A 14,337-nucleotide genomic window follows, 5' to 3' on the forward strand; every position below is an offset into this window, starting at 1 on the left:
GCCGCAATTCAACAACGCGCAGAACAGTCAGATGACCTATGCGCTGGATGCGGCTTTTCAGCGTGCGGTGAACGACGATGCCATTCGCGTGATCGTGCTGCGCGGAGAAGGCAAGCACTTCTCCGCCGGCCACGACATCGGGACCCCGGGGCGGGATGTGACCGCCTCGTGGGACCGCAAGCACCTGCTGCCGGATCACACAAACAAGCCGGCGGCCGAGTTTCTCTACACCCGCGAGCAGGAAGTGTATCTCGGCATGTGCCGCCGCTGGCGCGACATCCCGAAGCCGACCATCGCCGCCGTTCAGGGCGCGTGCGTGGCCGGCGGCCTGATGCTGGCGTGGGTGTGCGACCTGATCGTGGCAACGGAAGACGCGTTCTTCCAGGACCCGGTCAACCGCATGGGCATTCCGGGCGTGGAATACTTCGCCCACGGCTTCGAGCTGCCGCCGCGCATCGCCAAGGAATTCATTCTGCTCGGCGAGCGCATGTCTGCCGAGCGCGCCTACAACTTCGGCATGGTCAACCGCCTCTCCACCCGCGAGAACCTGCTGGCGGACGTGAAGAAGATGGCCGACGAGCTGGCGAGCCGTCCGCGCCTTGGCAACTGGCTGACCAAGCAGTCGATCAACCACGTGGAAGAGCTGCGCGGCAAGCGCACGGCGATGGATGCGGTGTTCCACATGCACCACTTCGCCCACGCGCAGAACGACCTGACCTCCACCAACAGCCTGGGCGGCCTTGACGCCAAGTCGATGGCCTCGGCCAACAAGAAACAGGCGGGCGACAACTGATGGGCGAGCCGCTGCACACCATCATGGTCGAACGGCTGGGCTGCCGCTGGCCGATCATCCAGACCGCCATGGGCTGGGTTGCCGAACCGTCTCTGGTCATCGGCAGCTCCAATGCCGGCGCATTCGGTTTCCTCGGCGCGGCGGTGATGACACCGGACGAGGCCGAGCGGAAGATCCGCCAGGTGCGCGAGGGCACCGACCGGCCGTTCGGCGTGAACTTCCACATGTTCCAGGCGGGTGCGGACAAGATCGTCGAGTCCATTCTCGCCCACAAGGATCAGGTGCGCGCGGTCTCCTTCGGCCGCGGCCCGGACGCCAAGATGATTGGCCGGTTCAAGGATGCGGGCATTCTCTGCATTCCGACCGTGGGTGCGCTGAAGCATGCCCAGAAGATGGAGCAGCTAGGCGTTGACATGGTCAACGTGCAGGGCGGCGAAGGCGGCGGCCACACCGGCTCCGTGCCGACGACCGTGCTGCTGCCGCAGGTGCTGGACACGGTGAAGATTCCGGTGATCGCCTCCGGCGGCATGGCGGACGGACGCGGCCTTGCCGCAGCGCTCGCCTACGGCGCCGTCGGCATCGCCATGGGCACCCGCTTCCTGCTGACGCAGGAAAGCCCGGTGCCGGAGGTGACCAAGAAGGCCTACCTCAAGGCATCGACCGACGACATTTACGTGACCACCAAGCTGGACGGCATTCCGCAGCGGATGGTGCGCACGAAGGCGCTGGACCGCATCGAGCGCTCCGGCCCGCTGGGCAAGTGGCTGCGTGCGTTCGAGAGCGGCCTTGAGATGAAGAAGCAGACCGGCATGAGCTGGGGCGACGTGATCCGGATGGCGCGCGGCATGACCGCCCATGGGGCGATGCCGCTGTCTCAGGCGATCATGGCCGCCAACATGCCGATGATGATCCAGAAGGCCATCGTGCATGGCGATCTGGATAATGGCGTCATGGCCACCGGCGTGGTTGGTGGCCGCATTGCAGAAATTCCGACGTGCCAGGAGCTGGTCGATCGCATTGTCGCCGAGGCGCATGCGCGGCTGAACGCACTGGCCGCGCTGGGCTCGCAGGACACCGCGGCCCGGAACGTCGTAGCCTGATCAGGGGGAAGAGTACCATGCCGATTACGCTGAGCATCAAGGACAGGATTGCGGAAATCCTGCTGGACGTACCGCCCGTCAACGCGTTCAACACCGAGCAGTGGCTGCAGATCCCGCAGCTCATCCATCAGGCCTCGGCGGATGAATCCGTTCACGTCGTGCTGATCCACGCCACGGGCAAGGGTTTCTGCGGCGGCGTCGACATCAAGGAAATGCAGGCCTACCCGGAGCGCATTGCGCTGCTCAACAAGGGCAACTACCAGACCGTCAAGGCCATCCGCGAATGCAAGGTGCCGGTCGTCATTGCGCTGCACGGCTTCATCATCGGCGGCGGCGTGAACATGTCCGGCGCTGCCGACGTGCTGTTCGCCGCTGAGGGCGCCTATTTCTCGCTGCCGGAAATCGACCGCGGCGCCATGGGCGGCGCGGCCTACATGTCCCGCATGCTGCCCGTGCACAAGGTGCGCGCCAACTTCTTCTCCGGCGGCAAGGTGCCGGTTGAGGACGCGTGGCGTCATGGCTCCATCGAGAAGGTGGTGCCGCGCGAGGAGCTCTATGCGACCGCCCGCGCCTACTGCGAGGTCGTGGCAAGCAAGAGCCGCGTTGCCCTGACCATCGCCAAGGAAGCGCTGAACCTGATCGAGCCGACCGACCCGAGCGAGCACTATCGCATCGAGCAGGGCTTCACGCTGGAGATGTATGCGCACGAGGACAGCCAGAAGGCGCGTGACGCATTTGTTGAGACCAAAGGCACGGCGAAGTTCTGATGAACCTGACCTACACCCCCGAACAGGAAGCCTTCCGCGCGGAAGTTCGCGCGTGGCTGGAGGCCAATGTTCCGGCCCAGCCGCTGGAGCATTTCGATGCCAGCCGCGAGGGCTTCGAGCAGCACCGTGAGTGGGAGCGCACGCTGAAGTCCGGCGACTGGGGCATGGTGACCTGGCCGAAGGAATACGGCGGCCGCGGTCTCGACCTCATCCAGTGGCTGATCTTCGAGGAAGAATACTATCGCGCCGGTGCGCCGGGCCGCGTGAACCAGAACGGCATCTTCCTGTTCGGGCCGACCCTGATGGAGTTCGGCACCCACGAGCAGAAGGCCCGCTGGCTGACCGGCATGGCCAATGGCGATGACATCTGGGCGCAGGCCTGGTCCGAACCGCAGGCGGGCTCCGACCTTGCCGCGGTGCGCGCCACCGCCGTGCGCGACGGCGACGAGTATGTGCTGAACGGCCACAAGATTTGGTCGTCCCGCGCCGTGTTTGCCGACTGGGCTTTCGGCCTGTTCCGCGAGCCGGGTTCGGAGCGGCACAAGGGTATGTCCCTCATCGTGTTCCCGCTGAACGCGCCGGGCGTGACCGTCAACGCCATCCAGAAGATCAACGGCCACGTCGGCTTTGCGGAAATCTTCCTGGAGGATGTGCGCGTTCCGGCCTTCAACCGCATCGGTGACGAGGGTCAGGGCTGGCACATCTGCATGGCGACCGCCGGTTTCGAACGCGGCCTGATGCTGCGCTCCCCTGCCCGCTACCAGGTGGCCGCTGCAAAGCTGGCCGAGCTGTACCGCGCCAACGAAGCAACCGTTGATCCGGCCATCAAGGCGGACGTGGTGCGCGCGTGGATGAACGCCGAGGCCTATGCGCTGTCGATCTATTCCACCGCCTGCCGCCTGATCGCGGGCGGCAAGATCGGCGCTGAGGCCAGCACCAACAAGATCTTCTGGTCCGAGCTGGACATCCACCTGCACCAGACCGCGCTGAATATCCTCGGCCCGAAGGCGGAAATCCTCCCGCACGCGCCGGATGCAGGCCCGGTCGACACCTGGCTGGACGACTACATTTTCGCCCTCGCCGGTCCGATCTACGCCGGATCGAACGAGATCCAGCGCAACATCATCGCCGAGCGTATGCTGGGCCTGCCGCGCTGAGGAGAAGACACATGGATTTTACCTTCTCTGACGAACAGCGGATGTTCCAGGAAACCGCGCAGACGCTGCTCGGTGACACCTGCGCGCCGGAGCACCTGCGCCAGCTTCTGGCCAGCGGCAATCCGCGCGAGGACTCCCGCTGGAACGCCATCGTGGAGACCGGCCTGACGCTGGTGCTGCTGCCGGAAGAGGCCGGCGGCATCGGCCTGTCGGAAATCGACTTCCTCGCCATTGCCGAGGCAGCCGGTTACGCCGCCCTGCCCGAACCGCTGGTGGAGAGCGCGGGCGTTGCAGCGCCGCTGCTGGCAGCAGCCGGCGCGGGCGCAGACGTGCTTGCCGACCCGACCGCGACCATCGCCATCCAGCACCCGATCAACCCGTTCGTGGCGGATGCGGACACGGCAGCTGCGATCATTCTGGTGGACGGCACTGACATTCACCTCGTTCGCCGCGAGGACGTGACGCTTACCCGCCAGGAGAGCATCGACCCGTTCCGCCGCCTGTTCCGGGTCGACTGGACGCCGAAGGCCGAGACCAAGATCTCCAGCGACCCGGCGCTGCTGCAGGACGCGCTCGATCGCGCCGCCCTGTTCGCCGCTGCTCAGGGTCTTGGCTTGGCTCAGCGCTGCGTGAATCTGGCAGTGGACTACGCCAAGGAGCGCACCCAGTTCGGCAAGCCGATCGGCAGCTATCAGGCGATCAAGCATCACCTCGCCACCGCGCAGGTGAAGATCGAGTTCGCCCGCCCGGTGGTTCAGGCCGCCGCCGCCGATTTCGCCAACCGCGACGCCCAGAGCCGCGCCCGCATCAGCTCCGCCAAGTTCATGGCGCTGGAAGCGGCCGACGTTGCTGCCCGCACCGCCGTGCAGGTGCATGGCGGCATGGGCTACACCTGGGAAGTGGACGTGCACTTCTTCCTGAAGCGGACCCTGGGCCTTACCTACACCTGGGGTGACCCCGCCTTCCATCGCAACCGTGTTGCCGAGCGCATGTTCACCCAGCCGCTCGGCCCGGACCAGACTTTCGCCCGCGAGGTAAAAAATGCCTGAAGCCTATATTATTGACGCCGTTCGCACCCCCGTTGGCCGCAAGAAGGGCAGCCTTGCCCACCTGCATCCGGCGGATCTGGCCGCGCACCCGATCAAGGCGCTGGTGGGCCGCACGGGCATCGACCCGGCGACCGTGGAAGACGTGGTGTGGGGTTGCTGCGACACCATTGGCGGTCAGGCCGGTGATATCGGTCGTACCGCATGGCTGGTGGCGGGCATGCCGGAAGAGGTTCCGGGCGTGACCATTGACCGCCAGTGCGGCTCCTCCCAGCAGGCGGTGCACTTCGCCGCGCAGGGCGTGATGTCCGGCACGCAGGATCTGGTGGTGGCCGGCGGTTCGCAGGCCATGAACCGCATCCCCATCTCCGCTGCCATGATCGTGGGCCAGCAGTACGGCTTCGAGAGCCCGTTCATCGGCGCTGAAGGCTGGGACGCCCGCTACGGCACCGAAGAGGTGAACCAGATCAAGTCGGCAGAGATGATCGCCAACAAGTGGAACATCTCGCGCGAGGCCATGGAAGCGTTCGCAGTGGAATCTCACCGCCGCGCGGCCGAGGCCATTCAGAACGGCTGGTTCAAGAACGAGATCGCCCCCTTCGGCGATTTCACCACCGACGAGACGGTGCGCGCCGGCACCACGATGGAAGTGCTGGCAGGTCTGAAGCCGGTGAACGAAGGCGGTGTGATCACTGCCGGTGTCGCCAGCCAGAACTGCGACGCTGCAGCCGCGATCCTCATCGCCTCGGAAAAGGCCGTGAAGGAATATGGCTTGAAGCCGCGCGCGCGCATTCACCACCTCTCGGTGCGTGCCGCCAACCCGGTGTGGATGCTGACCGGCCCGATTCCGGCAACGCAGTACGCGCTGAAGAAGGCCGGCATGTCGGTGAGCGACATCGACCTGTTCGAGTGCAACGAGGCGTTCGCCTCCGTGCCGATGGCATGGATGCAGGAGCTGGACATTCCGCACGAGAAGGTGAACGTTCAGGGCGGCGCGATCGCTCTGGGCCACCCGATCGGCGCGACCGGCGCACGCCTGATGACGACCCTGCTCAATGCCCTTGAGCGCACCGGCGGCCGCTATGGCCTCCAGACCATGTGCGAAGGCGGCGGCCAGGCCAACGTCACCATCATCGAGCGCCTGTAAGGACTGCCGCCCATGCCGTGCTACGCCTACCAGGGTCTTGTTCCGGTCGTTGATCCGACCAGCTATGTTCACCCCCTCGCTTCGCTCATCGGCGACGTGATCGTGGGGCCGGGCTGCTTCATCGCGCCCGGGGCATCGCTGCGCGGCGACTTCGGCCGGATCATCGTGGAAGGCGACAGCAGCATTCAGGACTCGGTCACCGTGCACGCCAACACGCTGCGCGACACGGTGATCGGCCGGGGCGCAACCATCGCCCACGGCTCGATCATCCACGGCTGCCAGATCGGCGAGAACACGCTGGTGGGCATGAACGCGGTGGTGCTGGACAATGCGGAGATCGGGCCGGAGTGCCTGATCGCCGCCCTGTCCCTGGTGAAGTCCGACACCATCGTGCCGGCGCGCAGCCTGGTCGTGGGCAACCCGGCCAAGGTGGTCAAGACGTTCGAGCCGCATCAGGTGACGTGGAAGAACGAAGGCAAGGGCGAATACCAGCGCCTCGCCCGGGAAGCCCTGACGGACTTCATCGAGGTGACGCCGCTGGCGAAAATGGAAGACAATCGGCCGCGGCTGCGCTCGGAAGCGATTGCGGTGCGGCTGACCGGAGAGACGGCAGCCGAGCGCGAACGCCGCGCTGCGGAATAAGAAGCAAAAGAGGGAAGTGAAGATGGCGGGTATCTGCGAAGGACGGGTAGCGATCGTAACCGGTGCCGGCAACGGCCTGGGCAAGGCCTATGCGCTGGGTCTGGCTGCGGAAGGCGCGAAGGTCGTCGTCAACGACCTCGGCGTCGGCACGCACGGCGAAGACGGCGCGTCCAAGGGCGCGGCCGAAATGGTGGTTGAGGAAATCCGCGCCAATGGCGGCGAAGCGGTTGCCGACACCGGCGACGTGGCCGACTGGGACGCGGGCAAGCGCATGGTCGAGCTGGCAGTCTCCACCTTCGGCCGTCTCGACGCCGTGGTGAACAACGCCGGTTTCGTGCGTGACCGCATGTTCGTCTCCTGCACCCCGGAAGAGTGGGACGCCGTGCTGCGCGTTCACCTGCGCGGCCACTTCTGCACCAGCCGTCACGCCGTTGACTACTGGCGCGCCCAGCAGAAGGCCGGCAACCCGATCGATGCCCGCATCATCAACACCACCTCGGGCGCTGGCCTGCAGGGCTCCGTCGGCCAGTCTGCCTACTCGGCGGCCAAGGGCGGCATCGCAACCCTGACGCTGGTGCAGGCGGCCGAGCTGGCCCGCTACGGCATCACCGCCAACGCGCTGGCTCCGAATGCCCGCACCCGCATGACCGCCACCGGCGCGTTCGACATGGACGTGAAGGAAGGCGAGTTCGACGTGTTCGCGCCGGAGAACATGGCCCCGCTGGTGGCCTATCTGGTCTCCGAGCAGTCCAAGGGCGTGACCGGTCAGGTGTTCGAGCTGAAGGGCGGCAACATCTTCCTGTCGCAGGGCTGGAGCGACAGCCCGAACTTCGACAAGGGCGCCCGCTTCGAGGCGAGCGAGCTTGACCCGATCGTGCGCGATCTCATCAACAAGCGCGAACCCGCCAAGCCTGTGTACGGTGCTGCCTGATGGACTTCACGCTCTCCGAAGACCAGCGGTTCATTCAGGAAAGCGCCGAGCGCTTCCTGGCTGAGGCCGCTGGCCCGGACGCTCTCCGGGCTGTCGTGGAAGGGCCGACCGGGTTCGACGAGAACCTGTGGGCCCAGCTGGCAGGCGAAATGGGCTTTGCCGGGCTGATGGTGCCGGAGCAGTACTCCGGCTCCGGCCTTGGTGCTGTCGAAATGGCGCTGGTGCTGGAACAGCTTGGGCGCACGCTCGCCGCCGTGCCGTTCTTCGAGACGGCGGTGCTGGCGGTGCAGGCGATCCTCAGCGCCGGCTCTGAAACCCAAAAGGCCGAGTGGCTGCCCCAACTGGCGACCGGCCAGCTAAAGGCGTCCTTCGCAGGCACGGCTGCCCGCCCCACCCTCTCGGGCAACCGCCTGACGGGTGAGGCGACGTTCGTGACCTTCGGCCACGTGGCGGACCTGCTCGTGGTGGCGACCAGCGACCACTCGCTGGTGGTGCTGCCGGCAAACACGCCAGGCGTGACGATTGAGCCGCAGCATACCCTTGATCGCACCCGCCGCTTTGCCCATATCCGCTTTGACGTGGAGGTTCCTGCCTCTGCCGTCCTGGGGACGGCAGGTGGTTCGGAGGCCGCCATCTCCCGCGTGCTTGCCATCGGTGGCGGCCTGCTGGCCGCCGAGCAGACCGGCGGTGCGCAGTACTGCCTCGACACCACGGTGGAATATTCCAAGCAGCGCGTGCAGTTCGGCCGCCTGATCGGTTCCTTCCAGTCGGTCAAGCACACCATGGCCGACATGATGGTGAAGATCGAAGCCTCCCGCTCGGCCTTCCTCTATGCCGCCGCCGCGATCGACGAGAACGGCGAGGAGCTGGAAGAAGCCTGTGCCGTCGCCCGCTCGTGGGCGTCGGACTGCTACAACTGGTGCGCGGGCGAGGCCATTCAGCTGCATGGCGGCATCGGCTTCACCTGGGAACACCACTGCCACCTTTATTTCAAGCGCGCCCGCGCGACCTCCAGCTGGCTGGGATCCCCGGCACAGACCCGCGAGACGCTGGCCAAGATTATCCTTGAGGAAACCGTATGACCGCGACCTCCCCTGTTCCGCCGTATCCGGAAGCCCGCGGGCTGCTGAAGGGCAAGACCGTCGTCATCACCGCCGCGGCAGGCACCGGCATCGGCTTCTCCGCCGCGCTGCGCGCCGCCGAGGAAGGCGCGACGCTGCTCATCAGCGATTTCCACGAGCGTCGCCTCGGTGAGTCCGCCGACCGCATCGCGGAGAAGGTCGGTCAGCGTCCGGCCACCTTCGTGTGCGACGTGACCAGCGAGGAGAACGTGCAGGGCCTGCGCGATGCCGCGCTGAAGGAGCTGGGCCACGTTGACGTGCTGATCAACAACGCAGGCCTTGGCGGCGAAGTGCCGGTCGTGGACATGACCGACGACCAGTGGAGCCGGGTGCTGGATGTGACCCTCACCTCCCTGTTCCGCATGACCCGCGCGTTCCTGCCGCACATGTACGAGCGCCGCTCGGGCGTGATGGTGAACAACGCCTCCGTGCTCGGCTGGCGCGCCCAGAAGGGCCAGGCCCACTACGCCGCAGCCAAGGCCGGCGTGATGGCCTTCACCCGCTGCTCGGCCGTGGAAGCCGCCGAATACGGCGTGCGCATCAACGCTGTTGCGCCCTCGCTTGCCATGCACCCGTTCCTCGCCAAGGTGACGACCGAAGAGGCGCTGGCCGAACTGGTGAAGCGCGAAGCCTTCGGCCGCCCGGCCGAGGTGTGGGAAGTGGCCAACGTGATGATGTTCCTCGCCTCCGACCTGTCTTCGTACCTGACGGGCGAGATCATCTCCTGCTCCAGCCAGAGGGCCTGACGCCATGGCAGTGGTTTTCAACAACCCGCGCGATCTCCTGGGCAAGGAAGGCACCAAGCTGGACGCCAGCGAGTGGCTGACCATCGAGCAGGACCGCATCGATGCCTTCGGTCAGGTGACCGGCGATCTGCAGTGGATCCACGTGGACCCGGAGCGGGCCAAGGACGGCCCGTTCGGCGCAACGATCGCCCACGGCTACCTGACGCTGAGCCTGGTGAACATGTTCCTGCCGCAGATGATCGATGTGCGCGGCTTCACCGCCGGCGTGAACGTCGGCATCGACAAGCTGCGCTTCCTCAACCCGGTCGTCGTCGGCTCGCGCATTCGCGGCACGGGCGAGATCATCTCGGTGGAAGAGGTGAAGGGCAACGCGATCCAGAGCGTCGTTCGCGTGACGGTCGAGATCGAGGGCAAGGAAAAGCCCGCCTGCGTCGTCGACACCATTTCCCGCTATTTCCCGGAGTAAGCATCTCATGAGCGACACCGGTACCAAACTGACGCCCGATCACCTGATCAACACCGTCAATGCCTATGTGGCGGCGTTCGAGGCGGGCAACCCGCAGGGCGTGGCCGACCTGTTCGCCGAGGACGCGACGGTCGAAGACCCGGTCGGCGCGCCGGCCCACGTGGGCAAGGCCGCCATTCTGGACTTCTACACCAAGTCCATGGCGACCGGCGCGAAGCTGAAGCTGGACGGTCCGGTGCGCGTGTGCCTGCCCTATGCCGTGTTCGCTTTCTCGGTGCACCTGCACTGGGAAGGAAAGGACCAGCGGGTGGACGTGATCGACACGTTCAAATTCAACGACGACGGCAAGGTCGTCGAAATGCGGGCCTACTTCGGCCCCACCAATATGCACGGATTTTAAGGGGAGTTTCCCATGCGTGAAGCTGCAATCGTCTCCACCGCCCGCACGGGCGTCGGCAAGGCCTACCGTGGCGCTTTCAACGACACCGAAGCTCCGGTCATGTCCTCCCACGTCGTCAACGCCGCCATCGAGCGCGCCGGCATCGACCCGACCCGGATCGACGACGTGTACCTGGGCGTCGGCAACCACTGGAACACCCAGAGCTACAACCTCGGCCGCCTGACCGTTCACGGTTCGGTGCTGCCGGATACGGTCGGCGGCTTCACGCTGGACCGCAAGTGCTCCTCGGGCCTGAACGCCATTGCGCTGGCCGCGCGCGGCATCATCGCCAATGAAATCGACGTCGCGGTGGCCGGCGGCATGGAAAGCGTGTCGCTGACCATCGGCAAGCACGCGCCGACCTACCGCAACCGCTCGGAATTCATCAAAGCGGCCGACCCGTACGCCTACATGGTGATGATCGAGACCGCCGAGATCGTGGCCGAGCGCTACGGCATCAGCCGCGAAGACCAGGACGCCTTTGCCGCCCTCAGCCAGCAGCGCGCCGCCGCCGCACAGGCTGCCGGCCGCTTCAATGACGAGATCGTACCGATCACCGTCACCAAGGCGCTGTTCGACAAGGAAGGCAACGAGACCGGCAAGGAGCAGGTGACGCTGGACCGCGACGAAGGCGTGCGCGGCGACACCACCGCCGAGAAGCTGGCGGGCCTGAAGCCGGTGTTCAAGGACGGCCTGGTGATCAAGGAAGGCAAGCACGTGACGGCGGGCAACGCCTCGCAGCTGTCTGACGGCGCTTCTGCCCAGGTGGTGATGGACCTTGCCACCGCGCAGAAGGAAGGCCTGCCGGTCCTCGGCATCTACCGCGGCTTCCAGGTCGCCGGTTGCGGCGCTGACGAAATGGGCATCGGCCCGGTGTTCGCCATTCCGAAGCTCCTGGAGCGCGCCGGCCTGAAGATGAGCGACATCGGCCTGTTTGAACTCAACGAGGCCTTCGCGTCTCAGGCGGTCTACTGCCAGCGCAAGCTGGACATCGACCCTGAGATCCTGAACGTGAACGGCGGCGGCATCGCCATCGGTCACCCGTTCGGCATGACCGGCTCGCGCCTCGTTGGCCACGCGCTGATCGAGGGCAAGCGCCGCGGCGTCAAGTACGTGGTGGTTTCCATGTGCGTTGCCGGCGGCATGGGCGCTGCCGGCCTGTTCGAGGTGGCGTAACCCCATGAAGCTCGCCTTCGCACCCGAATTGGCAGCCTTCCGCCAGGAGGCGGCGGACTGGCTGAACGAACAGCTCTCCGGCCCCTTCGCCAAGGTGCGGGGCCAGAGCAACATGATCGACAACGTGGAGGAGCGCAGGGCCTGGGAACAGGCTCTGGGCTCCGCCCGGTGGAGCGCCGTCGGCTGGCCGGAGCAGTGGGGCGGCAGAGCAGCCTCCATCGCCCAGCAGGTGGTGTTCGCCGAGGAATACGCCAGAGCCAAGGCCCCGCCCCGGCTGAACCACCTGGGCGTGGAGCTGATCGGCCCGACCATTCTGGCCTACGGCACCGAAGAGCAGAAGCAGCGCTTCCTGCCGGACATCGTGAACGGCCGCACCATCTGGTGCCAGGGCTATTCCGAACCGGGCGCCGGCTCTGACCTTGCCAACGTGAAGACCCGCGCGCGGCGCGAGGGCGACACCTACATCATCGACGGCCAGAAGATCTGGACCTCGATCGGCACCGTTGCCGACTGGTGCTTCGTCATCGCCCGCACCGAGCCGGGCTCGGTCGGCCCCAAGGGCCTGTCGTTCCTGCTCGTCGACATGAACCAGCCGGGCGTCGAGGCCCGCCCCATCCGCCAGATGACCGGCGAGGCGGAATTCGCCGAGGTGTTCTTCGACGGCGCGGTGGCGCAGGTCGCCGACCGTCTGGGCGAGGAAGGCCAGGGCTGGGAAGTGGCGATGGCGCTGCTCGGCTTCGAGCGCGGCGTCTCCACGCTCGCCCAGCAGATGCAGTTCCGCAACGAGCTGGACGCGATCATCGACATCGCCAAGGCCAACGGAAAAGCCAAGGACCCGGTGGTGCGCCAGAAGCTGGCACAGGCCCACGCCGGCCTCAAGATCATGCGCTACAACGCGCTGCGCATGCTCTCCAACGCCGAATCCGGCCAGCTGAGCCCGGAAGGGTTCACATACAAGATCTACTGGTCCCAGTGGCACCGGGATCTGGGCGAGCTGGCCATGGACGTGATGGGCCAGGAGGGCGAGATCGGCATCAACGACGAGCGCATGGGTCCGCTGACCACCATGTACCTGATGGCGCGCTCCGACACGATCTACGCCGGCACCAGCCAGATCCAGCGCAACATCATCTCCGAGCGCGCACTGCAACTTCCAAGGGAACCGCGCGGCAAATGAGCTATTCACCCGACACGACGTGCGGCGCGGCCCGCGCGACCGCCGAGCGGATCGGCGACCGGGTCGCCCTGATCGAGAACGGCAAGAGCTGGACTTTTGCCGAAGTCTATCGCGATGCCCGAGAGGCGGCGTCCGCCTTCCTCGCCCGCGGCATCAAGAAGGGCGACGTGGTGGGCGTGTGGGCCCCCAACTGCCGCGAGTGGATCATCGCGACGCTGGGCGTGCACATGACCGGCGCGGCCATCACCCCGCTCAACACCCGCCTCAAGGGGCGCGAGGCCGGTGACATCCTACGCCGCTCGCGCACGAAGATCCTGGTCTGCACCGAGAAGTTCCTCGGCTTCGACTTCCCGTCGATGATCAAGGACGAGGACCTGCCGGACCTGAAGGAACTGGTGGTCATCGACCGCGAGGGCAACGGCGGCTGGGACGCGTTCATCGCCTCCGGCAAGGGCGCCGATGACCCGGCTGTGGACGAGGCGGAAAGCAAAGTGACGCCGGACGACCTGTCCGACATCATGTTCACCAGCGGCACCACCGGCAGCCCAAAGGGCGTTCTGCACACGCACGGCAGCGTGGTGCCGAATTTCCGGTCCTGGGCGAACCGCGTCGGCCTGCGCGAGGGCGACCGCTACCTGATCGTGAACCCGTTCTTCCACACCTTCGGCTACAAGGCCGGCTGGGTGTGCGCCCTCTCCATGGGCGCGACGATCCTGCCGATGGCGGTGTTCGACGTGGAGAGCCTGGCCACCATCATCGAGCGGGATAAGGTCAGCTTCATTCCCGGACCGCCGACCATCTACCAGTCCCTGCTGGCGGGCTTGGCCGGCCAGAAGCGCGATTTCTCCTCGCTGCGCGTTGCCGTGACCGGCGCGGCCCCGGTGCCGCCGGTGCTGGTGGAGCGCATGCGCGGCGAGCTTGGCATGGAAAACGTGGTCAACGGCTACGGCATGACCGAGTGCGGCGCCATTGCCATGACCTGCCAGGGCGACAGTGCCGAGACCGTGGCCAACACCTGCGGCAAGGCGCTGGACGGGCTCGAGCTGCGCTGCGTGGACGATGACGGCAAGGACGTGCCTGCCGGCACCGCCGGTGAAATTCTGGTGCGCGGTCCGTGGGTGATGAAGGGCTATCTGGACGATCCCAAGTCCACCGCCGAGACCATCGACGCGGACGGCTGGCTGCACACCGGCGACGTGGGCACGCTGGACGAGAACGGCTACCTGCGCATCACCGACCGCAAGAAGGACATGTACATCTCCGGCGGCTTCAACTGCTATCCGGCAGAAATCGAGAAGCTGCTCTCGGCCCACCCGGCCATCGAGGTGGCGGCGGTCATCGGCGTGCCGGACGAGCGCATGGGCGAGGTCGGCAAGGCGTTTGTGGTGCTGCGCCCGGGCGCCAAGGCGGAAACCGCCGACATCATCGGCTGGGCCCGCGAGAACATGGCAAACTACAAGGTGCCGCGCTTCGTGGAGTTCGTCAGCGACCTGCCCCGCAACGCCGGCGGCAAGGTGCTGCGCATGGCTCTGCGCGAGACCGCTGCATAAGTTCCTTCACTGATCCCAGGCAGTGAAAATTGAGGCGCTGTCCTGCCTGACAGCGCCTCTTCTTTTTATGGCCGCCATA

The 14,337-nt window shown here is 66.2% G+C and carries 15 protein-coding genes; all 15 read left to right on the forward strand.

Annotated features, from left to right (window positions below; all coding sequences use genetic code 11):
- A partial coding sequence (locus tag VIG90_RS03535; RefSeq protein ID WP_331592060.1) for an enoyl-CoA hydratase occupies positions 1 to 793 on the forward strand: 793 nt, incomplete at its 5' end.
- Positions 793 to 1,893: a nitronate monooxygenase gene (locus VIG90_RS03540; RefSeq protein ID WP_331592061.1), complete on the forward strand. Its 1,101-nt coding sequence runs from the start codon at positions 793 to 795 to the stop codon at positions 1,891 to 1,893. The genes VIG90_RS03535 and VIG90_RS03540, both read left to right, overlap by 1 nt.
- 17 nt (positions 1,894 to 1,910) lie before the next feature.
- Positions 1,911 to 2,660, forward strand: a complete 750-nt coding sequence (locus tag VIG90_RS03545) for an enoyl-CoA hydratase family protein (protein WP_331592062.1) — start codon at positions 1,911 to 1,913, stop codon at positions 2,658 to 2,660.
- Positions 2,660 to 3,817: an acyl-CoA dehydrogenase gene (locus VIG90_RS03550; protein WP_331592063.1), complete on the forward strand. Its 1,158-nt coding sequence runs from the start codon at positions 2,660 to 2,662 to the stop codon at positions 3,815 to 3,817. The genes VIG90_RS03545 and VIG90_RS03550 overlap by 1 nt, the downstream gene beginning before the upstream one ends.
- An 11-nt stretch (positions 3,818 to 3,828) precedes the next feature.
- Positions 3,829 to 4,866: an acyl-CoA dehydrogenase family protein gene (locus tag VIG90_RS03555; protein ID WP_331592064.1), complete on the forward strand. Its 1,038-nt coding sequence runs from the start codon at positions 3,829 to 3,831 to the stop codon at positions 4,864 to 4,866.
- Positions 4,859 to 6,010 (forward strand): acetyl-CoA C-acetyltransferase, encoded by a 1,152-nt coding sequence (locus tag VIG90_RS03560; RefSeq protein ID WP_331592065.1) that lies wholly within the window; start codon positions 4,859 to 4,861, stop codon positions 6,008 to 6,010. Before VIG90_RS03555 ends, VIG90_RS03560 begins: the two co-directional genes overlap by 8 nt.
- Before the next feature lie 12 nt (positions 6,011 to 6,022).
- On the forward strand, positions 6,023 to 6,652 hold the full coding sequence (locus tag VIG90_RS03565) for a phenylacetic acid degradation protein PaaY (RefSeq protein ID WP_331592066.1): 630 nt from the start codon (positions 6,023 to 6,025) through the stop codon (positions 6,650 to 6,652).
- Positions 6,653 to 6,674: 22 nt separating this feature from the next.
- Positions 6,675 to 7,583 carry an SDR family oxidoreductase gene (locus tag VIG90_RS03570; RefSeq protein ID WP_331592067.1) on the forward strand — a complete coding sequence of 303 codons (909 nt, stop codon included), beginning with the start codon at positions 6,675 to 6,677 and terminating at the stop codon, positions 7,581 to 7,583.
- On the forward strand, positions 7,583 to 8,665 hold the full coding sequence (locus tag VIG90_RS03575; protein ID WP_331592068.1) for an acyl-CoA dehydrogenase family protein: 1,083 nt from the start codon (positions 7,583 to 7,585) through the stop codon (positions 8,663 to 8,665). Before VIG90_RS03570 ends, VIG90_RS03575 begins: the two co-directional genes overlap by 1 nt.
- A complete protein-coding gene (locus tag VIG90_RS03580; RefSeq protein WP_331592069.1) occupies positions 8,662 to 9,450 on the forward strand; it encodes an SDR family oxidoreductase in 789 nt (262 codons plus the stop codon). The genes VIG90_RS03575 and VIG90_RS03580 overlap by 4 nt, the downstream gene beginning before the upstream one ends.
- A 4-nt stretch (positions 9,451 to 9,454) precedes the next feature.
- Positions 9,455 to 9,916 carry a MaoC family dehydratase gene (locus tag VIG90_RS03585; protein WP_331592070.1) on the forward strand — a complete coding sequence of 154 codons (462 nt, stop codon included), beginning with the start codon at positions 9,455 to 9,457 and terminating at the stop codon, positions 9,914 to 9,916.
- A 7-nt stretch (positions 9,917 to 9,923) separates the two neighbouring features.
- Positions 9,924 to 10,316, forward strand: coding sequence for a steroid Delta-isomerase (locus VIG90_RS03590; protein WP_331592071.1), 393 nt, complete (start codon positions 9,924 to 9,926; stop codon positions 10,314 to 10,316).
- Between the two features lie 12 nt (positions 10,317 to 10,328).
- Positions 10,329 to 11,531 carry an acetyl-CoA C-acyltransferase gene (locus tag VIG90_RS03595; protein WP_331592072.1) on the forward strand — a complete coding sequence of 401 codons (1,203 nt, stop codon included), beginning with the start codon at positions 10,329 to 10,331 and terminating at the stop codon, positions 11,529 to 11,531.
- A gap of 4 nt (positions 11,532 to 11,535) precedes the next feature.
- A complete protein-coding gene (locus tag VIG90_RS03600; RefSeq protein WP_331592073.1) occupies positions 11,536 to 12,708 on the forward strand; it encodes an acyl-CoA dehydrogenase family protein in 1,173 nt (390 codons plus the stop codon).
- The gene (locus VIG90_RS03605; RefSeq protein WP_331592074.1) at positions 12,705 to 14,258 is read left to right on the forward strand and encodes a FadD3 family acyl-CoA ligase; all 1,554 of its coding nucleotides are present in this window, start codon (positions 12,705 to 12,707) and stop codon (positions 14,256 to 14,258) included. Before VIG90_RS03600 ends, VIG90_RS03605 begins: the two co-directional genes overlap by 4 nt.
- The last annotated feature ends 79 nt before the right edge of the window (positions 14,259 to 14,337 follow it).

It is taken from the genome of Pedomonas sp. (assembly GCF_036515995.1).
Classification (GTDB): domain Bacteria; phylum Pseudomonadota; class Alphaproteobacteria; order Sphingomonadales; family Sphingomonadaceae; genus Pedomonas.